16 protein-coding genes are annotated in these 23118 nt (G+C 68.9%); 12 read left to right on the forward strand and 4 right to left on the reverse strand.

What is annotated here, in order from left to right; translation table 11 throughout:
- The first annotated feature begins 9 nt into the window (after positions 1-9).
- Both ACFVYF_RS35790 and ACFVYF_RS35795 read left to right on the forward strand, forming a co-directional pair.
- Entirely contained in the window at positions 10-2184 is a 2175-nt protein-coding gene (locus ACFVYF_RS35790) for a protein kinase (RefSeq protein ID WP_389462217.1), read from the forward strand.
- A gap of 35 nt (positions 2185-2219) precedes the next feature.
- Positions 2220-4346: a protein kinase gene (locus ACFVYF_RS35795; protein WP_389462218.1), complete on the forward strand. Its 2127-nt coding sequence runs from the start codon at positions 2220-2222 to the stop codon at positions 4344-4346.
- A gap of 193 nt (positions 4347-4539) precedes the next feature.
- Here the strand turns inward: ACFVYF_RS35795 and eccCa are convergent, their stop codons facing one another.
- Positions 4540-8514, reverse strand: a complete 3975-nt coding sequence (eccCa, locus tag ACFVYF_RS35800) for a type VII secretion protein EccCa (protein WP_389462219.1) — start codon at positions 8512-8514, stop codon at positions 4540-4542.
- Positions 8515-8840: 326 nt separating this feature from the next.
- On the opposite strand from eccCa, the gene eccD reads away from it, so the two are divergent.
- A complete protein-coding gene (eccD, locus tag ACFVYF_RS35805) occupies positions 8841-10355 on the forward strand; it encodes a type VII secretion integral membrane protein EccD (RefSeq protein ID WP_389462220.1) in 1515 nt (504 codons plus the stop codon).
- Between the two features lie 137 nt (positions 10356-10492).
- Here eccD and ACFVYF_RS35810 read toward each other — a convergent pair whose 3' ends face one another.
- Positions 10493-10789 (reverse strand): DUF397 domain-containing protein, encoded by a 297-nt coding sequence (locus tag ACFVYF_RS35810; RefSeq protein WP_389462221.1) that lies wholly within the window; start codon positions 10787-10789, stop codon positions 10493-10495.
- A 161-nt stretch (positions 10790-10950) separates the two neighbouring features.
- Between ACFVYF_RS35810 and ACFVYF_RS35815 the strand changes: the two genes are divergently transcribed.
- The 6 genes from ACFVYF_RS35815 to ACFVYF_RS35840 all read left to right on the forward strand — a co-directional run bounded on the left by ACFVYF_RS35815 (position 10951) and on the right by ACFVYF_RS35840 (position 18055).
- Positions 10951-12411 (forward strand): PQQ-binding-like beta-propeller repeat protein, encoded by a 1461-nt coding sequence (locus tag ACFVYF_RS35815; RefSeq protein WP_389462222.1) that lies wholly within the window; start codon positions 10951-10953, stop codon positions 12409-12411.
- 190 nt (positions 12412-12601) lie between these two features.
- Positions 12602-12889: a 30S ribosomal protein S15 gene (gene rpsO, locus ACFVYF_RS35820; RefSeq protein WP_020128575.1), complete on the forward strand. Its 288-nt coding sequence runs from the start codon at positions 12602-12604 to the stop codon at positions 12887-12889.
- A gap of 332 nt (positions 12890-13221) precedes the next feature.
- Positions 13222-15441 (forward strand): polyribonucleotide nucleotidyltransferase, encoded by a 2220-nt coding sequence (locus tag ACFVYF_RS35825; protein WP_383281155.1) that lies wholly within the window; start codon positions 13222-13224, stop codon positions 15439-15441.
- Entirely contained in the window at positions 15438-16817 is a 1380-nt protein-coding gene (locus tag ACFVYF_RS35830) for a M16 family metallopeptidase (RefSeq protein ID WP_389462223.1), read from the forward strand. Before ACFVYF_RS35825 ends, ACFVYF_RS35830 begins: the two co-directional genes overlap by 4 nt.
- Positions 16818-16844: 27 nt before the next feature.
- Positions 16845-17597 (forward strand): 4-hydroxy-tetrahydrodipicolinate reductase, encoded by a 753-nt coding sequence (dapB, locus tag ACFVYF_RS35835; RefSeq protein WP_389462224.1) that lies wholly within the window; start codon positions 16845-16847, stop codon positions 17595-17597.
- A 5-nt stretch (positions 17598-17602) separates the two neighbouring features.
- A complete protein-coding gene (locus ACFVYF_RS35840) occupies positions 17603-18055 on the forward strand; it encodes a hypothetical protein (protein WP_389462225.1) in 453 nt (150 codons plus the stop codon).
- An 84-nt stretch (positions 18056-18139) separates the two neighbouring features.
- On the opposite strand, the gene ACFVYF_RS35845 is transcribed toward ACFVYF_RS35840, so the two are convergent.
- Positions 18140-18697, reverse strand: a complete 558-nt coding sequence (locus tag ACFVYF_RS35845) for a PH domain-containing protein (RefSeq protein ID WP_389462226.1) — start codon at positions 18695-18697, stop codon at positions 18140-18142.
- A gap of 122 nt (positions 18698-18819) precedes the next feature.
- Entirely contained in the window at positions 18820-19059 is a 240-nt protein-coding gene (locus ACFVYF_RS35850) for a hypothetical protein (protein WP_389462227.1), read from the reverse strand.
- Positions 19060-19302: 243 nt separating this feature from the next.
- On the opposite strand from ACFVYF_RS35850, the gene thyX reads away from it, so the two are divergent.
- The 3 genes from thyX (at position 19303) to ACFVYF_RS35865 (ending at position 22974) form a co-directional block, all read left to right on the forward strand.
- Positions 19303-20043 (forward strand): FAD-dependent thymidylate synthase, encoded by a 741-nt coding sequence (gene thyX / locus ACFVYF_RS35855; protein WP_389462228.1) that lies wholly within the window; start codon positions 19303-19305, stop codon positions 20041-20043.
- A gap of 210 nt (positions 20044-20253) precedes the next feature.
- A complete protein-coding gene (dapA, locus tag ACFVYF_RS35860) occupies positions 20254-21153 on the forward strand; it encodes a 4-hydroxy-tetrahydrodipicolinate synthase (protein WP_389462229.1) in 900 nt (299 codons plus the stop codon).
- 135 nt (positions 21154-21288) lie between these two features.
- Entirely contained in the window at positions 21289-22974 is a 1686-nt protein-coding gene (locus tag ACFVYF_RS35865; protein ID WP_389462230.1) for a ribonuclease J, read from the forward strand.
- The last annotated feature ends 144 nt before the right edge of the window (positions 22975-23118 follow it).

Genomic DNA, 23118 nt, shown 5'->3' on the forward strand with positions numbered 1-23118 from the left:
AGAATCTCCATGCCGATTCCCCTCACTCACGACGACCCCGCAGCCCTTGGCCCGTACCGGCTCATCGCCCGGCTCGGCAGCGGAGGCATGGGCACCGTGTACGCGGCGCGGACTGCCGGTGGGCGTACCGTCGCGCTCAAGACCATGCAGGCCGGCATCGCCACCGATCCGGCCGCCCGGACTCGTTTTCGGCTCGAAGTGGATGCGGCCCGGGTCATCGGGGACCGCTTCGGGGCGCGGGTGATGGATGCCGATCCACTCGCGGAGACGCCCTGGCTGGCGACGGAATACGTGCTGGGACCGGCGCTCGACGAGGCCGTCGAGGCCGGAGGGCCGTTGCCAGAGCGGTCTGTGCGGGCGCTGGGTGCCGCCCTGTGTTCGGCCCTTGGCCAGTTGCACCGCTCGGACGTCGTGCACCGCGACCTCAAGCCGTCCAACATCCTCGTCACCGCCTACGGACCGAAGGTCATCGACTTCGGCATCGCGCGGGCCATCGGGGACGTCCGGCTCACCAGCACCGGTGCAGCCGTCGGTACGCCGGCCTTCATGTCGCCGGAGCAGGCGACAGGGCGGGACCACGACGCGGCCGGTGAAGTCTTCGCGCTCGCCGGAGTGCTGGTCTATGCGGCGACTGGTCGCAGCCCGTTCGGACACGGCCAGGCGGCGGATCTGCTGTACCGGGTGCGATATGAGGAGGCGGACCTCAGCGGCGTACCCGCCTCGCTCGTACCGTTGCTCGCCCGGTGCCTGGCCAAGGAGCCGGGGGAGCGGCCCAGCACGGAAGAGCTGGCGGGCGAACTTCACGACGGAAGGGGTGAGTTCGCGGATCACTTGCCCGATACCCTGCTCGCGGACATCGGGCAGCGGGCTGCCGACGTATGGCGGTTGGTGCCGCAGCGGCTGCCCGCGCCTGCCGCGGAGACAGGTCCCCCAGCGGCCCCCGCGGCGTCCGGCAAAGGGCCGTCACGGCGTTGGTTCCTGGCCGGCAGCGGTGCGCTCGCTCTGGGAGCGGCAGGCGGGGGCGTCTGGTGGTGGCGTGGACGCGCTGACCAGGACGACGGGACTGACACGGACAGCAGCGCCGAGCAGACGCGGAACCTCGATCCGCTGTGGCAGTTCACCGGGTCCGGCCTGATGATGGAAAACTGGGGTCTGGCCGTCCCCTATCCGGTCAACGGGACCATCGTGCTTCCCTTGCACGCGATCAAGAAATATGTGAACCCGTCCACCGGCAGGGAGAAGCGGCAGGTTCCCTCCTCGGTGGACTGGTGGCAGACGGCTGTCGTGGATGATCGGATCTACGAGCTGTCGGAGGACTACTCGGGGAGCGGGCACCCGGTCGTGGTCGCTGTCTACGACGAGGGTCAGGACTATGTGAAGCCCACTCCGGCCCGTCTCGGGGCCACCAACTTCGAGCTTCAGCCCAACCAGCTTCTCTGCCTCACCGGCAACGTCGCGTACGTGGCCGTTGGCAATGGAACGTACTCGGCGAGCGGCTTCCTGGCTTCTCAGGTCTGGACCCTCCGCGCTGTCGACATCAAGACCGGCAAGACGTTGTGGACGAAGCCGCTGCCGAAGAGGCCAGACAAGAGCGAACGGTTGCACTTCCTCGCCGCGAAAGTTGTCGGCGGCCGCCTGGTGACACTTCAGGAGGTGGAAGCGAAGACGGTGCGCATTGTCGTACGTGACAGCCGGACCGGCGCTGTGCTGTGGGACAAGCCGTACGACGTCGACGCACCAGAGCCTCTGCGCAGCGAGATCGCCGCCGACGACCGCCACGTCTACCTCGGCGGCGCCCAGCTCCGGAAACTCCGGCTGAGCGACGGAGCACGGGTGTGGGCGACCAGAGCGGGGCGCAGGTACGGTCCGCCGACGCTGAAGTCCGGCGTGGTGTACGCCGTCGGAGAGGGCGCCGGGCTCACCGCGGTGGACGCGGACGGGGGGAAGGTGCTGTGGACCGAGAAGACCAGCGAGGCGGACGACGTGTACACCAGCTGGCGCCCCATCATCGGCACCCGTTACGCGTATTACAGGAACGGGCTGCAGCTCCGGGCGCTCAGTCTGTCGACGCACGACATCGCGCTGACGTACAAGACGAGCGGTGAGCAGTTCTACGAAGACGCTCAGGCGCGACTGGTCCTCGCGGTGGATGCCGACTCCCTGTCCGCCTACCCGCTCGAGTAACCGCCTGAGTCATCCATCCTGCAGAAAGACCCACCATGAAACCCCTCGGCACCGGCGACCCGGTCCGCCTCGGCCCCTACCGTCTGCTCGGTGTCCTCGGCGAGGGCGGCATGGGCAAGGTCTACGTGGGCCAGGACGGCGGCGGCACCCTCACCGCAGTCAAGGTGCTCCGGCCCGAACTCGCCCATGACACCCACCTCGCCCAGCGTTTCGTGCGCGAGGCGCAGGCCGCGCAGGCCGTGCGGAGCAAGGGGATCGCCGCCGTGCTCGGTGCGCAGACCGAGGGCGCGCGGCCATGGATCGCCACCGAGTTCCTCGCGGGGCTCACCCTCGATCAGGCGGTCGACACCTACGGTCCTTTTGCCGAGTCCGCCCTGCGCGCTCTGGCGGTCTCCCTGGCGCGTACCCTCGCCGACATTCACGCCGCAGGCTTCATCCATCGTGACCTAAAGCCGCCGAACATCGTGCTCACCTCTCAGGGGCCGCGTGTCATCGACTTCGGCATCGCCCGGCCCGAGCACGGGCTCACCCTCACCACCACCGGCCAGGTGCCTGTCACTCCCGGCTACGGCGCTCCTGAGCAGGTCCTCGGCAGGCGCGTGACCGCGTCCGCGGACGTGTTCTCGCTGGGGGCGGTACTCGTGTACGCGGCCAGCGGCAGGCGCGCGTTCGACGGTGCGCATGTGGCGGCACTGCAGTACGAGGTGGTGCATGGTGAGCCACAACTGGAGGGCGTGGCAGAGCAGTTGAAGGCCCTGCTCGCGCCTTGCCTTGCCAAGGACCAAGCCGTGCGCCCTACGCCCGCTCAGATCGCGCAGGCCATGGAGGGGCCCAAGGCCGCCGGACGGATCTGGCGGCAGGGGGCGCTCGCCAACGCCATCAAGGAGCGCGAGACCGACGCCCACCGGCTGACCACGCATGTCACGGCGCAGCTCGCGGAGGGCACGGTGCCCGTGACCCGGCGGCGGCTGCTCACCGGGCTCGCCGCAGGGGGAGTGGTACTCGCGGCCGGGGGCGGTACGACAGCCTGGTGGCTCGGGTCACGCACTTCGCCGGACAACGCCGGCCGGGCCAAGAGCGATCCCTTCGACATTCCTTCCGCGGTGCGCGTTCCCAAGGAGAGGCTGGACAGCCAGCTCCGCGCGAGCTCAACCACGTTGGGCGCGCCGGCCACCATCTGGTCGCTGGAGGACGAGGCGGACATCTACTCCCCCGTACTGCTGCCCGTACGGGATGTCCTCGTCCTCGGAGCCGCGAGCGGGGGCATCGCGGCCTACGACGTCAAAGACAGCACGCGGCGCTGGAGCGCACCCCACATCGTGGTGAAGAACGGCTATCTGTCACTTTCGGATCGGCTGGTCGTAGGGACGGACAAGCAGGGCACTCTCCACACGTTCGTCGCGTCGACCGGAGAACCCAAGTGGACTTGCCCGGCGGCCGAAGCCGGGATGCTGCTCGCAGCCGACGCGGAAGCGGTGTACTTCATCACCAAGGACGACCGGCTCCGCAGTGTCCGCCGCTCCGACGCGAAGGTCCGGTGGACGGCGTCCGTACCGGCCGAATTCCGCAAGAAGTTGGCGGAGCATGCCGTAACCGGCCGGGGCACGCTGGTCGTCCCGACCTCGGACGGCAACGTCCTGGCCGTGCACACGAGCAACGGCCACCAGGCATGGAGCCGCCACGACCACGCCGATGTCTCCGTCCGCCCGGCGGTCCACGGCGACACCGTGTATCTCAACGGCAAGACCCTGGACGCCCGTCGGCTCAGTGACGGCGAGTCGGTCTGGAGCACGGAGCTCGATCGCGAAGAAGTCAACTGGGACCAGTGGGGCCCGCCTGCGGTCAACGCGCACGCGGTCTACGCCACCGGAGGCCTCCACCCCAGGCGTCTTGGCAGGAGTGACGGCAGTCAGGTGTGGTCCGGCCAGCAGACCGCGTTCACCGCGAGCCCCGTCGTGCTGCAGGGCAGCGGCGTCTGGTCGATCGACTCGGACGACGTGGACAAGGACAAGATGGGCGTCAAGACTGCCAAGGCGGCAGACGGGGACTGGATTTGGCGGTACGAGCTGCCCATGTTCGACTACCGCCTCCGCATGGCCGCCGACGGAAACCGCTTCTTCATCATGGACGACAGTGCGGTCTCTGCTCTGACGGTGTTCTGATGCCCCGTCGGATGTTGTAGAGAGCGAACGCCCGGCGGCCCTTGACGGGGAAATCTGTCATCTGCGGGCGCGCCCGCTGGGGCGGTGACCCGCCATTTCGCGGGTCCGCATCGCGGCCGCAGATCGCTTTCGGGCGGTGACGAACCGCGTCACGCGCGCCGAAGCGAGCACGACGACGGCCTCCGTGTGCTCGTCACGCATCTCCATCCGGGACAAACCCCACCTGAACCAGCGGCTTTCCCCGCTTCCTGGACACGAACACGCCCCGTCCCGCAGGCATCGCCCGTGGACGCACGCCACCCAGCAGATCACCTTCCGTCGGGTCACCCGCGAGAACCACACCCTGCGCCCCGAGTTCCTTGATGCGCTGCATGAAGGACTCGTAGCCGGCCCGGCCCGCGCCTGCGGTGGAGCGGGCGATGATGAAGCGGACGCCCACGTCCCGGGCGAAGGGCAGCAGTTCCGTCAGGGCCGCCAGCGGGTTGCCGCTCGACGTGGCCACCAGGTCGTAGTCGTCGATGATCACGTAGACCGTGGGTCCGCTCCACCAACTGCGGTCGCGCAGCTGCTGTGCGGTGACGTCCGCAGTCGGCGTGCGGCGCTGCATCAGGTCGGCCAGGGCGTCCATGTGGTGCTGCATCTGGTTCGACATCGGGATGTACTCGGCCAGGTGCGAGGGCGGGGTCACCCCCAGCAGGGAACGGCGGTTGTCGACCACGAACAGCTTGCACGAGTCGCCGTCGTAGCGCTCGGCGAGGCGCGTGATGAGCAGTTTCAGCAGATTCGACTTGCCGGACTCGCTCTCGCCGAAGACGAGGAAGAACGGGTCCTGCTCGAAGTCCACGAACACCGGCTCGAGGTTGTCCTCGTCCAGGGCGAAGGAGACACCGCGATGCGGGAAGCGGTCGCCCGGAGGCAGTTGGCGCGCCGGGAACTCGCGTGGCAGCAGGCGTACCGCCGGAGCACCAGGCTGCTGCCAGTGACGGGTGACTTCGGCCGTGAGGGCCGTCGTCGCCTCCGCCATGTCCGTGTCGGAGGACAGGCCGTCGATGCGCGGGACTGCCGCCATGAAGTGCTGCTTCTGAGGCGTCTGGCCGCGCCCCGGCACGCCCGTGGGCACATTGGCGGCGACCTTGCGGTCGAACTCGGAATCCATGGTGTCGCCGAGGCGCAGTTCCAGGCGATTCATCAGGTGGTCCTTGAGATTCGCCCGCACCTCCATGGAGCGCGACGCGGTGAGGATGACGTGGACGCCGTATCCCAGGCCGCGCGCGGCAATGTCCAGAACCAGCGGTTCCAGTGCCTCGTAGTCCGCACGGAAGTTGCCCCAGCCGTCAATGGCCAGGAAGACGTCGCCCCAGGGCTGGTCGGTCACCGAGATGTCGCCCCGCATGCGGCGGGCACGGAACTCCGCGATCGAGGAAATACCCGTGGAACGGAAGTACTCCTCACGCCGGGTCAGGACGCCGTACACCTCGGCCGCCGTACGTCGTACCTTCTCTGGGTCGAGGCGTGAGGCCACCCCGCCCACGTGCGGCAGGCCGGCCACGGCCGACAGGCCGCCACCACCGAAGTCCAGTCCGTAGAACTGCACTTCGTGCGGGGTGTGGGTGAGCGCGAACGACGCGATGATCGAGCGCAGCAGCGTCGACTTGCCGGACTGCGGGCCGCCGAGGATCTGCATGTGGCCGGCCGCACCGCCGAAGTCGGCCCAGAGCGGGTCGCGCCGCTGCTCGTACGGCTTGTCGACGATGCCGACCGGGATGACGAGGCGGCCCGCGCCCTCGTACCCGGGCTGGGTCATGCCCCGGCCCGGCACCGGTGTCAGCCCGGGCAGCAGTGAGTCGAGGGACGGCGGGCTGTCCAGCGGGGGCAGCCACACCTGGTGTGCGGCCGGCCCCTGTGCCTCCAGGCGTCGCACGACGACGTCGAGCACCGTGTCGGCGAGGGCGTCGTCCGGCTCGTCGGGTGCCGCCTCCGGGCGCTGCTGTGGCACCGGGGTGTACTGCACGGGGACCTTGGATGCCGTGAACAGCACAGGCCTGCGGTCCACGGGGAGCGGCCCTCCCAGTGCGGCCGCCTGCTGCGAACTCGAGCGGTACACCCCGGAGACGTACGCTGCCTTGAAGCGCACCATTTCGTCCGTGCCGTATTTCAGGAAACCGGAACCGGGAACGTTCGGCAGCTCGTAGGCGTCCGGGACACCGAGTGCGGCCCGCGACTCGGCCGCGGAGAACGTACGCAGACCGATTCGGTACGACAGATAGGTCTCGAGCCCCCTCAGGCGGCCCTCCTCCAGGCGCTGCGACGCAAGCAGCAGGTGTACGCCCAGGGAGCGGCCGATGCGGCCGATCTGCACGAACATCTCGATGAAGTCCGGCTTAGCCGTGAGCAGTTCGCTGAACTCGTCGATCACCAGGACGAGGGACGGGATCGGCTGGAGGGGGGCACCGGCCGCCCGGGCCTTTTCGTAGTCGTGGATGTTCGCGTAGTTGCCCGCGTCGCGGAGCATCTCCTGGCGACGGTTCAGTTCACCGCGGATCGAGTCGCCCATGCGGTCGACGAGAGTCAGGTCGTCCGCGAGGTTGGTGATGACGGCCGCGACGTGCGGCATCTGCGCCATGCCCGCGAAGGTCGCGCCACCTTTGAAGTCCGCGAGGACGAAGTTCAGCGTCTCGGAGGAGTGCGTCACAGCGAGGCCCAGGACCAGCGTACGCAGCAGTTCCGACTTGCCGGAACCGGTCGCACCGACGCACAGACCGTGCGGGCCCATGCCCTCCTGCGCCGCCTCCTTGAGGTCGAGCATGACGGGCCGGCCGTCCTCACCGAGGCCGATGGGCACGCGCAGCCGCTCGGACTGCGAACGGGGCCGCCACGTCCGCTTCGGGTCGACGGAAGCGGCGTCGCCCAGGTTCAGCAGATCCGTGAACTCGAGATTGGCGAGCAGCGGTTCGTCATTGTCTCCGCCCGACGCCATGCGCAAGGGCGCCAGTTGGCGGGCCAGTGCTTCCGCCGCCTCGTACGACAGATCGTCCGGCGTGCCCTCGTAGACCATGCCGTGTGCCGATTCGAGGCGGAGTTCCCTGGGCTGCACGATGACGGAGAGGTCGCCCCGCCCGATGCTCAGGTTGCCGGGAACAACCTCGAGGATCGTCACGCCCTGCAGGCCCTCGGGGCTGGCCAGAAGAGACGTGGGAGGAAGGGAGACGCCGTCGAGCACGACAACCAGGTGCGCATGTTCGGGAACCGGCGATCCGGCGGGGTGGAAGCGCGGACGGCCCTGGAGACGGGTGTCGAGCAGGTCCTCCAGCTCCACCGCGTCGGTCGCGATCAGACGGATACTGCCTGCGCCGTCCGTAACCCCCGGCGCCTGCGTGTGCGGCAGCCACTTGGTCCATTCCCACGCCGGCGCGGACTGGCGTCCGGTGGCAACGGCGATGACCAGGTCTTCGGGGGAGTGCATAGAGGCCAGGGAGGCAGCGATGGCCCGGGCGGTCCCCCGCACGATGTCCGGCTCACCGCTGACCGTCACGTGATAGAAGGCGCGCAGCGAGACCGCCATCGGCAGGTCCTCGAGGGTGCTGTGCGTGGCCAGGAAGCGCTGCATGGCGCCGGCGGTCAGCGGCTCCAACTCGTCCACCGGTGCGGTCTGCGGCGGGATCAGCGGAGTGGCCAGGCCCTGCGGACCCAGGCCCACGCGCACCTGCCCGAAGTCCTCGTCGCTGCTGCGCCGCTCCCACACCCGGCTGCCTTCAGCGACCAGCGCCCACAGTTGCTCCGGTGAAGGGTGGAGGTAGTACTGAGCGTCGCGCTGCGCCTTCGCGGTCTCCAGAGCCGTACGCCGAGTCTGCGACAGGTAGCGCAGATAGTCGCGGCGCATGTCGGCCAACTGCCCCTGATTACCGCGTCGGTAGCGGACCAGCATCGAAATGCCCATGGCGATGGTGGAGGCCACCATCACCATTCCCATGATCTTCATGAAGGGTGGAGACGAGGGGTTGAAGAAGAACACCACAGATCCGCCCATGCCGAGCATGGGCAGCAGCTGCATCAGAGCACCCTCCTGCTGCCCCCGCGGAAGCTCCGGGGGCGGCTGCAGTACGACCTCGTCCGCGGGCACGTCCTTCGGCAGTGCCCGCGCAGGGCGCTTGACGACGATGTGGCTCACTACGCACCAATTCCCTTGCCGGATCGAGTTATTTCGTCCGCCGCCCCGTGCCGGGCGGACGTCGATCGCGCAGCGTGATCCTACTGACAACCACTGACTCCGGTGGGCGGTAGGGTGCCCGAGAGACGCGTGAGCAGTTGCGAATCGTTCCGGGAAAACCGGACAATCAGCACGCATCGAATCAAGCATCTCCCGTGAATTCCGGGCGTGACGGCGTGACTGACCGGCGTCACAGGCAGTGCGGCGCAATCTGCACAGGATCTTTACGGGCGGACATGTGCACGGCGGCCCTGCAGCCGCTCAGCACCGACGAGGGGGAACAGCAGGTGAGCACGACGACCTCCGCGCCGGCCGGCGCGACCGGCGGACCGGGCACCGGAGCCCCTTCCGCGGCGGGCATGGGATTCGGCTTCTGCCGAGTCACCATCGTGGCGCCCGACAGTCGTATCGACGTGGCCCTGCCGGACGATGTGCCGGTCGCAGACCTGTACCCGGAGATCCTGCGGCTTTCGCAGCAGGGCCTGGCCGAGGGCGCGCCTGTCGGCTACCACCTCGTCCGCCGTGACGGCACGGTACTCGACGGCGCCCGGTCCTTCACGGCGCAGCGCATCCTCGACGGAGAGCTGCTGACTCTGCGTCCGTTCTCCGAATCGCTGCCGCCCGCTGTCTTCGACGATGTGTCCGAGGCGGTGGCCTCCGCCGTCACTCGTGACCGTGCCCTCTGGAACGGCGAACTCACGCGTGCTGCCGGCCTTGTCGGGGGCGGCATCCTGCCCGCGCTGCTTGCCTTCGTGGCCTGGAGCTCCCAGATCCGCCACGACATGAACAGCCTCCAGGGCATCCTGGCCGGCGTCACCGGCGTCCTTCTGACGACCATCGCCTGCGTGCGCGCACGCGTGTATGACGACCGGGGCTCCGCGGTCGCGCTGGGCCTGGGCGCTCTGCCGAACGTTGCCGTGGCGGGATCCGGACTGTTGCCGCTGTCCGAGGGGCAGGGCATCGGAAGGCTCCAGTTCCTGCTTGCCTGTGCGGCGGTCCTGGTCGCCTCCGTCGTGATCACGCTGATTTCGCCCGGCGGCGACGGACCGTTCGTGGCCTTCGTCTTCGCCTCCGCGATCGGCCTGGTCACCACGTTCATCGCAATCCTCACGGACCTGCGGGCAATGGAGACGGCGGCCGTCTGTGCCCCGCTCTCCGTGTGTGCCCTCGCCTTCCTGCCGGGCCTGTCCATGCGCTTCGCACGGTTGCCCATCGGCTTCGAACCCCCCAATCCCTCCCGCGGGGGTTACGGCGCGAGTGAGCCTTCCTCGCAGGAGCCCGTCGATGCGGAGCGCATCGCCGCCAGGGCTCGCCGCGGCCATGAACTCCTGGTCGGTCTCGTCGGCGGCTGCGCGCTCGTTTCCGTGGGCTCGTCGGTCGTCCTCGGCTTCTCCAGCAACGCATGGGCGCAGCTCCTCGCCCTCGCGACCGGAACCGCGATGCTGATGCGCGCCCACCTGTTCCGCTACACGGCGCAGGTCGGTGCCACGCTGGCCGCGGGCCTCGCCGCCCTTGTTTTCCTCGGCCTCGGACTCGCCCTGAACCCGCCCCTGGAGTACTGGCGCGACGCTTTCCAGGGCGACAGTGCCGCCCTCGACATCCGCAGTGTCTGGCTCGTGACGGCGGTCGCCGCGGCCACTGCCCTGGTCACCGCGATCGGCCTGATCACTCCGCGACGCGGTCTCACCCCCTTCTGGGGACGCTTCCTCGAGATCGCCGAGAGTTTCGTCCTGCTCACGTTGGTCCCGCTGGCCCTGGCCGTCTTCGACGTGTACGGGCAGGCGCGGGCGATGACCAGCTAGCTGCCGAGCGGGCCCTGCCGTGACCACAGGCGCGGGTAGGAGCAGCCGGACCATCGGCTGTCGGTCGGATCAGGCCACGCACAGGGAGTCGATGAGGGCCGGTATGCGCGGGGTGCCGTCCCCGGGCGGCCCTCCGCTCACCCCCCTGCGGGCCCCCCGCTCGGCGGCGCCGCCTCCAGATCGAACTCCCCGTCCCGCGCGCCGAGGACAAAGGCGTTCCATTCCGCCTCCGTATAGCGCAGGACCGTATCCGGGTCCAGGGACGAGCGCATGGCGACGGCTCCGCCGGGGAGGTACGCGATCTCGACCCGCTCCTCCTGCGCCTCCGTTCCTGGCGCGCTGTGCCACTCGGCATCCGAGATGTCGAGGGCGTAGAGCTCGTCCTTCTCCCGCTCCTTGCGTGCCGCGATGCCCTCGTCCTTGGTGTCGGCCATGGCGATTCCGGTCCCTCCGTCTGTCCTGTCCAAGCTGAGCAAGCACCCTACTTGCCGCCGTTCCCCCTGGTCAGGTGTTTGCTGATGAATGCCCCTAACGAAGAGCGACAGCTTCGTCACCTGTACACGCCCGCGCCCGGCCGAGCAGAAAGGTCCCGTCCGTGAGTTTCGGCCCACCACCGTCCGTCTACACCGAGTCCACCCTGGTGGTCGAGAACCGCAGGAAGCGCCGCAGGGTGCTCGTCCTCGGCGCCACGGCAGCCGCGATCGCGGTGCTGTGCGCAGGCGTGTGGGCCGTGTCGTACGACGCCCCCGCCGACCACGGGCCGGCTCCGGCACAGGCTCCGGACGACATCCGGGAGACGGTTGAGCGCCGCCCGGCGACCCCGGAAGGGGCGATAGCGGTCACGCATCGTGCCAAGGGCGTCAAAGCCGGCCAGAGCCTTGACGCGACAGGCACCTGGGCGACCGGCAAGACCTTCGCGAAGACCCTGGGCAACCGCATTACGGGCTACCGGATCTCCACCGATCGCAAGACGTGGGAACTGGGCTTCCCCGGCAGTGTCTGCGCCGCGACCCCGCACGTCACCGTGGACGGTCGTACCGCCGTGGCCTTCTCCGGCGAGCCCACCGAGAACGACCCGAGCGGTGTGGCCATGAGCGGACCGTGCAACGGGATCGCGATGTTCGACGTCGATACGGGCAAGCGGTTGTGGCATGTCGAGCTGCCCGAGACGGAACTCGTGCCGGTCAGCGTGACGATGACGCGCGGAAGGGTGATCGCCGCTTGGCGGGACGGCTCGGCGGCGTACGCCATGGCCGACGGGAAACAGCTCTGGTCCCACAAGGCCGGCTCCGTCTGCGGGGACAGTGGGTACGCCGGGGGTGAGGCCCTCGTGCGCCTCGTCAAGTGCGGGAACGCGGCCAACCGACGTTTCCGCGTGGAGGGGACGAACCCCAGGACCGGAAAGCCGCTGTGGACGTATGACGTGGCTCCCGGGATCAAGGATGTCCGCCTGGTCTCCTCGTCCCCCGTCGTGATTGCCGTCACCGCGGGCGACTTCGAGATCAGCGACCTGATCTCCCTCAGTGACCAGGGGAAGCTCCGTGCCTCGGTCCCGGTACCCAGCCAGAGGTACGTCACCAAGTGCGGAGACGGGATCGACGTCACCGGCCCGGTCGAGACCTGCGACGGCGTAGTGGTCGGGGACCGTCAGTTGTACGTCGCCACTCGCGGGCGGGACCACGACGCGGGAAGCACGCAGGTGGCCAACGAGATCGTCGCCTTCGATCTGGGCACCGGCAAGAGTGTTCGGAAGTTCGACGCCAGGGCCGGCCGCCCCATGTACCCCGTACGGATGAGTGGCGACAAGCTCATCGCCTATCGGGAGTCCTTCTCCAGGTACGCACCCAGCGCCGCCGTCAGCATCGATCCCCCGACGGGCAAGGAGACACTGCTCCTGCTCTTCGGTACCGACGGCATGGCATCCTTCGACAGCCTGGACGTCCGCTACGAGGCCGGCCGCATCTTCTTTGCCGCCACTGGTGTCGATGCGCCACCGAGCGCGGACGCCGACGGGGAGGGCTTGTGGCTGGCCGACGGGTTCGAGTCCGGCGGCTGACAGCCCGGATGGCCAGGCAGAGCGCCTCCCTCAACCTGGTACGCTGTGTAACGGCCGTTTGTGTACGCACCCCCGGAGCACCCCTCTGGAGGTCGCGCCCAGCGGATCCCCGCCTCCCGAGTTACGGAAGCTCCCCTGAGAAGTGGACCAGGGGCACTCGGTGGCCATCAGAAGACTACGAGGAGTACGCGTGCCGCTCGACGCCGCTACGAAGAAGCAGCTCATCACCGAGTTCGGTCAGAAGGAGGGCGACACCGGCTCTCCCGAGGTCCAGGTCGCCATGCTGTCGCGCCGGATCTCGGACCTGACCGAGCACCTCAAGACCCACAAGCACGACCACCACTCCCGCCGTGGTCTGCTGATCCTGGTCGGTCAGCGCCGCCGTCTGCTGCAGTACCTTGCCAAGAAGGACATCCAGCGCTTCCGTGCGCTGGTCGACCGCCTGGGCATCCGTCGCGGCGCGGCGGGCGCCAAGTAAGACGCCGTGAAGGGAGCGGTTCCCACTTCTAGGGGGCCGCTCCCTTTGCTGTACGTGCGGAGTGTCACCGCCCCTTTGTAGTGTGGTAGCACAACGCATTACGTACGACACAGCGTGATACCGCCTACCCGCACCGGGTATGCGCCATCACACACGAACGAGGAGAAGCGCACCGCGCCGCCGCCGGTCCTCGGTAGTGGCCCCCGGGGGAAGACACCGCCGGGAGCTTCGATCGAAGACCGGCCCGCACCAGACGGAGCGCTTCTCCGCCACCGTCCCCCTGCCATACGGGCAGAAGGGACGAAAGACGACAAGTATCGGAGAAAACGCTAGTGGAGAACGAGACCCACTACGCCGAGGCCGTTATCGACAACGGTTCCTTCGGCACCCGCACCATCCGCTTCGAGACGGGCAGGCTGGCCAGGCAGGCCGCCGGCTCCGCCGTCGCGTACCTGGACGACGACACCATGGTGCTGTCGGCCACCACCGCCTCCAAGAAGCCCAAGGAAAATCTCGACTTCTTCCCCCTCACGGTGGACGTCGAGGAGCGGATGTACGCCGCCGGCAAGATCCCCGGCAGCTTCTTCCGCCGTGAGGGCCGTCCCTCCGAGGACGCCATCCTCACCTGTCGGCTGATCGACCGCCCGCTGCGCCCGTCCTTCAAGAAGGGCCTGCGCAACGAGATCCAGGTCGTCGCCACGATCATGGCGCTCAACCCCGACCACCTGTACGACGTCGTGGCGATCAACGCCGCGTCCGCGTCCACGCAGCTGGCCGGTCTGCCCTTCTCTGGCCCGATCGGCGGCGTCCGCGTCGCGCTGATCAACGGCCAGTGGGTCGCGTTCCCGACGCACACCGAGCTCGAGGACGCCGTCTTCGACATGGTCGTCGCCGGTCGCGTCCTGGAGGACGGCGACGTCGCGATCATGATGGTCGAGGCCGAGGCCACCGACAAGACGATCACGCTGGTCCAGGGCGGCGCCGAGGCGCCGACCGAGGAGGTCGTCGCCGCCGGTCTGGACGCCGCGAAGCCCTTCATCAAGGTGCTCTGCAAGGCCCAGGCCGACCTCGCCGCCAAGGCCGCGAAGCCGACCGGCGAGTTCCCGGTCTTCCTCGACTACCAGGACGACGTCCTGGAGGCCCTGACCGCCGCGGTCAAGAGCGAGCTCTCCCAGGCGCTCACCATCGCCGGCAAGCAGGAGCGCGAGACCGAGCTGGACCGCATCAAGGAGATCGCCGCCGAGAAGCTGCTCCCGCAGTTCGAGGGCCGCGAGAAGGAGATCTCCGCCGCGTACCGCTCGCTGACCAAGTCCCTGGTGCGCGAGCGCGTCATCAAGGACAAGGTCCGCATCGACGGCCGCGGCGTCACGGACATCCGTACGCTCGCCGCCGAGGTCGAGGCCATCCCGCGCGTGCACGGCTCGGCGCTGTTCGAGCGTGGCGAGACCCAGATCCTGGGCGTCACCACCCTCAACATGCTCCGCATGGAGCAGCAGCTGGACACCCTCTCCCCGGTGACCCGCAAGCGCTACATGCACAACTACAACTTCCCGCCGTACTCCGTCGGTGAGACCGGCCGCGTCGGCTCCCCGAAGCGCCGCGAGATCGGTCACGGCGCGCTCGCCGAGCGCGCGATCGTGCCGGTCCTGCCGACGCGCGAGGAGTTCCCGTACGCGATCCGTCAGGTGTCCGAGGCCCTCGGCTCCAACGGCTCGACGTCCATGGGCTCGGTCTGCGCCTCCACCATGTCGCTGCTGAACGCCGGTGTGCCGCTGAAGGCCCCCGTCGCCGGTATCGCCATGGGCCTGATCTCCCAGGAGATCAACGGCGAGACGCACTACGTCGCCCTCACCGACATCCTCGGTGCGGAGGACGCCTTCGGCGACATGGACTTCAAGGTCGCCGGCACCAAGGAGTTCGTGACCGCCCTCCAGCTGGACACCAAGCTGGACGGCATCCCGGCCTCCGTCCTGGCCGCGGCCCTCAAGCAGGCCCGCGACGCCCGCCTCCACATCCTCGACGTGATGATGGAAGCGATCGACACGCCGGACGAGATGTCCCCGAACGCCCCGCGGATCATCACCGTCAAGATCCCCGTGGACAAGATCGGTGAGGTCATCGGCCCCAAGGGCAAGATGATCAACCAGATCCAGGAGGACACCGGCGCCGACATCACGATCGAGGACGACGGCACCATCTACATCGGTGCCGCGCAGGGCTCGCAGGCCGAGGCCGCTCGCGCAGTGATCAACGGCATCGCCAACCCGACCATGCCGGAGGTCGGCGAGCGTTACCTGGGCACCGTCGTGAAGACGACGACCTTCGGTGCGTTCGTGTCGCTGCTCCCGGGCAAGGACGGTCTGCTGCACATCTCGCAGATCCGCAAGCTCGCCGGCGGCAAGCGCGTGGAGAACGTCGAGGACGTCGTCGGTGTGGGCCAGAAGGTCCAGGTCGAGATCGCCGAGATCGACTCCCGCGGCAAGCTCTCCCTGATCCCCGTGATCGAGGGCGAAGACGCCGAGGACGAGAAGAAGGACGACACCGACAAGTGACGTCCAGTAGCTCCACGGCGACGGCCCGCACCTCTTCGGAGGCGCGGGCCGTCGGCCGTACCCAAACCCTCATCAAGGGCCAGAACGGCATCGGTACGGTCCGTAAGACCACCCTCCCGGGCGGCCTGCGCATCGTCACCGAGACCCTCCCCTCCGTACGCTCCGCGACCTTCGGTATCTGGGCGAACGTCGGCTCCCGCGACGAGACGCCGGCACTGAACGGCGCCACGCACTATCTGGAGCACCTCCTCTTCAAGGGCACGCACAAGCGCAGCGCCCTGGACATCTCCTCGGCCATCGACGCGGTCGGCGGCGAGATGAACGCCTTCACGGCGAAGGAGTACACGTGCTACTACGCACGGGTGCTCGACACGGACCTCCCGCTCGCCATCGACGTCGTGTGCGACATGCTCACCGGCTCGCTGATCGAGCAGGCGGACGTGGACGCCGAGCGCGGTGTGATCCTCGAAGAGATCGCGATGACCGAGGACGACCCGGGCGACTGCGTGCACGACCTGTTCGCGCACACGATGCTCGGCGACACCCCCCTCGGCCGTCCGGTCCTCGGCACGGTCGACACCGTCAACGCCCTCGGCGCCGACCGCATCCGCCGCTTCTACAAGAAGCACTACGACCCGACGCACCTTGTGGTCGCCTGCGCGGGCAACGTCGACCACAACAAGGTCGTACGCCAGGTGCGCGCCGCCTTCGAGAAGGCGGGCGCCCTCAGGGTCCCCGACGCCTCGCCGGTCGCCCCGCGCGACGGCCGCCGCGTCCTGCGCACCGCGGGCCGCGTCGAGCTGCTCGGCCGCAAGACCGAGCAGGCCCATGTGGTCCTCGGCATGCCGGGCCTGCCGCGCACGGACGACCGCCGCTGGGCCCTGGGAGTCCTGAACACCGCCCTCGGCGGTGGCATGTCCTCCCGCCTCTTCCAGGAGGTCCGCGAGAAGCGCGGCCTGGCCTACAGCGTGTACTCGTACACCTCGGGCTTCGCCGACTGCGGTCTCTTCGGTGTGTACGCGGGCTGCCGGCCCAACCAGGTCCACGACGTGCTGAAGATCTGCCGCGACGAGCTCGACCAGGTCGCCGAGATCGGTCTCTCGGACGACGAGATCGGCCGCGCCATCGGTCAGCTCCAGGGCTCCACGGTCCTCGGCCTCGAGGACACCGGCGCGCTGATGAACCGTATCGGCAAGAGTGAGCTGTGCTGGGGCGAGCAGATGTCCGTCGACGACATGCTGGCCCGGATCGCGTCGGTCACCCCGGACGAGGTCCGCTCGGTCGCCCACGACATCCTGGGGCAGCGGCCCTCGCTGTCGGTCATCGGCCCGCTCAGGGACAAGCAGGCGTCCCGTCTGCGCGATGCGGTCGCGTAACACCCGTCTCACGTAAGGAACCAAGCAATGAGCAAGCTGCGCGTGGCGGTCCTCGGCGCCAAGGGCCGGATCGGATCCGAGGCGGTTCGCGCCGTCGAGGCGGCCGAGGACCTGGAGCTGGTGGCCGCGCTCGGCCGGGGCGACAAGCTGGAGACGCTGGTCGACGGCGGCGCCCAGGTCGTGGTCGAACTGACCACACCGGGCTCGGTCATGGGCAACCTCGACTTCTGCGTACGGCACGGCATCCACGCCGTGGTCGGTACGACGGGCTGGACCGACGAGCGCCTCGCGCAGCTCAACACCTCGTTGGCCGCGTCGCCGGAGACGGGCGTGCTCATCGCCCCGAACTTCTCCATCGGCGCCGTACTGACCATGAAGTTCGCCGAGGTGGCCGCGCCGTACTTCGAGTCCGTCGAGGTCATCGAGCTGCACCACCCGAACAAGGTGGACGCCCCCAGCGGCACCGCCACGCGCACCGCCCAGCTCATCGCCGCGGCCCGGGAGCGCGCGGGCAGCACCCCGCAGCCCGACGCCACGGTGACGGCCCTGGACGGCGCCCGCGGCGCGGACGTCGACGGGGTCCCGGTGCACTCGGTCCGCCTGCGCGGTCTGCTCGCCCACCAGGAGGTGCTGCTCGGCGGCGAGGGCGAGACCCTCACCGTCCGGCACGACTCCCTGCACCACAGCAGCTTCATGCCGGGCATCCTGCTGGGCGTGCGCCGCGTGGTGAGCACGCCGGGCCTGACCTTCGGCCTGGAACACTTCCTGGATCTCGGCTGACCGTCATGCGCGCAAAGATCACCTACGCCGTCACAGCCGCCGTCCTGGTCGTCTACTTCGTCCTGGTCGGCAGTCGCGGTGTGCTGCTCATCCAGAACGGCACCCTGATCACCGTCCCGTTCGGTGTCGCGGTGCTGATCCTGCCCGTCATCGGTCTCTGGTTCCTCTGGAAGAACACCCAGTTCGTCCAGAAGGCCAACCGCCTCGCCGCCGAACTGGACGCCGAAGGCGGCCTGCCCGTCGACGAGTTGAAGCGCACCGCCGGCGGCCGCATCGACCGGGACTCGGCCGACGAGGTCTTCGCCAGGCGCAAGGCCGAGACCGAGGACTCCCCGGACGACTGGCGCAGCTGGTTCCGGCTCGCTATCGCGTACCACGACGCGCGGGACACCCCGCGCGCCCGCAAGGCGATGCAGCGCGCGATCGCCCTGCGCGAGGGAAGGACCGTAGAGGCCTGACCGCCCTACGACCCACAGGAGTCGCACGAAAGGGGCCGGTCCGCGATGAGCGGACCGGCCCCTTCGTCGTGTCGTGGGTTCTGCCTACACCCGCCGGTACTCGTCGGCCCACACCTCGACGGAGTCGGCCGCCCGGTCGAAGGCCTCCATACGCGCCAGGAAGTCGGCGTTGTGCGTGGTGAGCAGCGGCGTCAGGTCGTCGGGCGCACGATCCGCGCGTACGAGGACCAGGGCCTGCCCCTGCACCGTGCGCGGCAGCCCGAGCCAGCGCACCGGCTGCTGGACCGTGCGCACCGCGGCGACCTGTGCCCAGGGCGTCGTGCCCGTGCGGAAGAAACTCACCCGGCGCAGCCCGTGGGCGCTCACCCAGACGCCCACGCGCAGCAGGCGCAGTGCGCACAGTATGACGAGCACCGCCCCGCCGAACGTGATCGCGCCGCCGGGCAGCGCCCCGGCGACGGCAATGATCACGGCGGCGAAGAGGACGAACGAGGCGAGCAGCAGGACGAGCGCGGCCGCGCCCACCCGCCACGGCCCGGGCCGGTAGGGCCGCCGCCAGTGGTCGCGGTCGTCGAACGGCAGCGCGAGATCGTCGGCCGCCTCGTCAAAAGCGCGGTCCGCCGTCAGGAAGGGCAGGGGCACGACTGATCCTCACTCAATCCAGCACGGGCTGTGCCCGGTGAGGCTATCGAGCCGGGTCCCCGCCCACCACCCTTGGGGGGCCAGAGGGGTACCTCCCGCGCCATTGCGGCGGCGGGGAGGCGTCAGCGGCCGTTCGACGCCTCTGAGTGCTGTGTCGTCGTGGGGGACTGGTCCTGGGACAGGGCGGGTGTCCCGACGAGCAGGGCGCCCACGATGCCGGCGACCACGGTGAGACCCATGAGCCAGCGCCCGGCTATCTGTCCGGCGGAGGCACGCCGACGGGGCGGGGGAGCGACATTGCTGCGGAACTTGTCGGCTTCGGCGATGAAGGCGAACGGGACGGGCTCGCGCCGACGGAACATGGGCGGTGCTTCTCCTCTGGAGGCTGGAAGGGAACGGATCGAGCGGCTCGCTCGGGCCCGGGGACCCGAACGGGACGCCGTCATCAATACAGACGAGCGAAAGGCCCAAGAGGTGCCCTGTTTCACCGAATTCGCAGAAGTTCGCCGCCGAATGTCGCGGCCCGGCACCGAACGCCCCGTTGTCGGTGCCGGGCCGTAGAGTGGGCGCCGCCCGAGCCTGTGATGGGAAGGACCCTCTCCACCGTGACCGACACCCCCGCCGACGACCTCAAGCCCAGCTTCCGCAGCGAAGTCACCGTCGAGCTGGTCAAGCACACCGCTTCCGACTCGGACGTGCTGTTCGCCGCCCGCGTCTCGACCGTCGGTGAGCAGTCGCTGGACGAGCTGAAAAAGGACCCGGAGCGCTCCAAGGGCCTGCTGAACTACCTGATGCGGGACCGGCACGGCAGCCCCTTCGAGCACAACTCGATGACGTTCTTCATCAGCGCCCCGATCTTCGTCTTCCGCGAGTTCATGCGGCACCGCGTGGGCTGGTCGTACAACGAGGAATCGGGCAGGTACAGGGAGCTCCAGCCGGTCTTCTACGTCCCGGACGCGTCCCGCAAGCTGGTCCAGGAGGGCCGCCCGGGCAAGTACGTCTTCGTGGAGGGCACCCAGGCCCAGCAGGAGCTCACGGGCCGTGTGATGGAGGACTCCTACCGACAGGCGTACGAGGCCTATCAGGAGATGCTGGCGGCCGGTGTGGCCCGCGAGGTAGCCCGTGCGGTCCTGCCGGTCGGACTTTTCTCGTCGATGTACGCCACGTGCAACGCACGCTCGCTGATGCACTTCCTCGGCCTGCGCACACAGCACGAACTCGCCAAGGTCCCGTCCTTCCCGCAGCGGGAGATCGAGATGGTCGGAGAGCTGATGGAGGCGGAGTGGGCCAAGCTCATGCCGCTCACGTACGCGGCCTTCAATGCCAACGGGCGCGTGGCGCCGTAACGCGCTTTCACACCCCGTCCGGCACAGATGTGCGGATCAGCCGAGCGAAGTGTCCGTATTGCGGCATTTCGAGAAGTTCATCTAGCCTGATCAAACGGACCCGGCACTGCTTGAACCCCCGAGCAGGCAGTGCCGGGCTCCACATTTGTCACGACTTGTCGCGTCCCCCGAGGGCAGACCAGGCATGGAGCAGCGAGTAGCGTGTTACCCATGGCTCCGACCTCCACTCCGCAGACCCCCTTCGGGCGGGTCCTCACCGCTATGGTCACGCCCTTCGCGGCGGACGGCGCACTCGACCTCGACGGCGCGCAGCGGCTCGCCGCCCACCTGGTGGACGCAGGCAACGACGGCCTGATCATCAACGGCACCACCGGCGAGTCCCCGACCACCAGCAACGCGGAGAAAGCGGATCTCGTACGAGCCGTGGTCGCGGCGGTCGGCGACCGCGCCCACGTCGTGGCGGGCGTCGGCACGAACGACACGCAGCACAGCATCGAGCTGGCCCGCGCGGCGGAGCAGGCCGGCGCGCACGGCCTGCTGACCGTCACGCCGTACTACAACAAGCCCCCGCAGGAGGGCCTGTACCGGCACTTCAGGGCCATCGCCGACGCGACGGAACTGCCGGTCATGCTCTACGACATCCCCGGCCGCAGCGGCGTACCGATCAACACCGAGACGATCGTCCGGCTCGCCGAGCACCCCCGGATCGTCGCCAACAAGGACGCCAAGGGCGACCTCGGCCGCGCCAGCTGGGCCATCGCACGCTCCGGTCTCGCCTGGTACTCCGGCGACGACATGCTGAACCTGCCGCTGCTCTCCGTGGGCGCGGTCGGCTTCGTCTCCGTCGTCGGCCACGTCGTCACCCCGGAGCTGCGCGAGCTGCTCAACGCGTACCTTTCGGGCGACGTCCAGAAGGCCACCGAGATCCACCAGAAGCTGCTTCCGGTCTTCACCGGCATGTTCCGCACCCAGGGCGTCATGACGACCAAGGCCGCCCTCACCCTCCAGGGCCTGCCCGCCGGACCGCTGCGCGCCCCGATGGTCGAACTTTCGGCCGAGGAGACCGCTCAGCTCAAGATCGATCTTGCCGCCGGCGGGGTACAGCTCTAACCACAGACTTCATAACTGAATACGCACGACCAGCAGGCCACAGAGCCTGCACCACACAGACAACTGCTACTGCACGAACGTCACGCGCGCCACGTGCCTTGCCAGGTACGTGGCGCGCGTGGTGAGGAGAGTCTTTTGAGTCATCCGCATCCTGAACTCGGCGCCCCGCCGGTCCTCCCGAAGGGCGGCCTGCGGGTCACCCCGCTCGGCGGCCTCGGTGAAATCGGCCGGAACATGACGGTCTTCGAGTACGGCGGCCGCCTCCTGATCGTCGACTGCGGCGTGCTCTTCCCCGAGGAGGAGCAGCCCGGAATCGACCTGATCCTGCCGGACTTCACGTCCATCAGGGACCGCCTCGACGACATCGAGGGCATCGTGCTCACGCATGGGCACGAGGATCACATCGGCGGTGTCCCCTACCTCCTGCGGGAGAAGCCGGACATCCCGCTGATCGGCTCCAAGCTGACCCTCGCCCTGATCGAGGCGAAGCTCCAGGAGCACCGCATCCGCCCGTACACGCTCGAGGTCGCCGAGGGCCACCGCGAGCGCATCGGCCCCTTCGACTGCGAGTTCGTCGCGGTCAACCACTCCATCCCGGACGCGCTCGCCGTCGCCATCCGCACTCCCGCGGGCATGGTGGTCCACACCGGCGACTTCAAGATGGACCAGCTTCCGCTGGACGGCCGTCTCACGGACCTGCACGCGTTCGCACGTCTGAGCGAGGAAGGCATCGACCTCCTTCTCTCGGACTCCACGAACGCCGAGGTCCCGGGATTCGTCCCGCCCGAGCGCGACATCTCGAACGTGCTGCGCCAGGTCTTCGCCGGCGCCCGCAAGCGGATCATCGTGGCGAGCTTCGCCAGCCACGTGCACCGCATCCAGCAGATCCTGGACGCGGCCCACGAGAACGGCCGCAGAGTCGCCTTCGTCGGCCGCTCGATGGTCCGCAACATGGGCATCGCGCGAGACCTCGGCTATCTGAAGGTCCCACCAGGCCTCGTTGTCGACGTCAAGACGCTCGACGACCTGCCGGACAGCCAGATCGTGCTGGTCTGCACGGGTTCCCAGGGCGAGCCGATGGCCGCACTGTCCCGCATGGCCAACCGCGACCACCAGATCCGCATCGTCCAGGGCGACACGGTGATCCTGGCGTCGTCGCTCATCCCGGGCAACGAGAACGCGGTCTACCGCGTCATCAACGGCCTGACCCGCTGGGGCGCCAACGTCGTCCACAAGGGCAACGCCAAGGTGCACGTCTCCGGCCACGCCTCCGCGGGCGAGCTGCTGTACTTCTACAACATCTGCAAGCCGAAGAACCTGATGCCGGTCCACGGCGAATGGCGCCACCTACGGGCCAACGCCGAGCTGGGCGCCCTCACGGGTGTCCCGCACGACCGCATCGTGATCGCCGAGGACGGCGTCGTCGTCGACCTCATCGGGGGCAAGGCCAAGATCTCCGGCAAGGTCCAGGCGGGATACGTGTACGTCGACGGCCTCTCGGTCGGTGACGTGGGCGAGCCCGCGCTGAAGGACCGCCGGATCCTCGGTGACGAGGGCATCATCTCGGTCTTCGTGGTGATGGACTCCAGCACCGGCAAGATCACCGGCGGCCCGCACATCCAGGCACGAGGCTCCGGCATCGAGGACTCGGCCTTCACCGACGTCATCCCGAAGGTCAGAGAGGTCCTGGAGAAGTCGGCTCAGGACGGCGTCGTCGAGCCCCACCAGATGCAGCAGCTCATCCGCCGCACGCTGGGCAAGTGGGTCTCGGACAACTACCGCCGGCGCCCGATGATCCTCCCGGTCGTCGTCGAGGTCTGACCTCGTCCACGCCCCAACCCGGAGCGGGGGGGGGGGGGGGGGAGGGCGGCCAGCGCGCCCCCGGCGACGGAAACAGAGACCACGGGCCGCACCCCCACCCGCACACCCACCAAGACCCCCCCACCCCCCCCCACGAGCACGAAC

This window comes from Streptomyces sp. NPDC058274 (assembly GCF_042881375.1).
Lineage (GTDB): Bacteria > Actinomycetota > Actinomycetes > Streptomycetales > Streptomycetaceae > Streptomyces.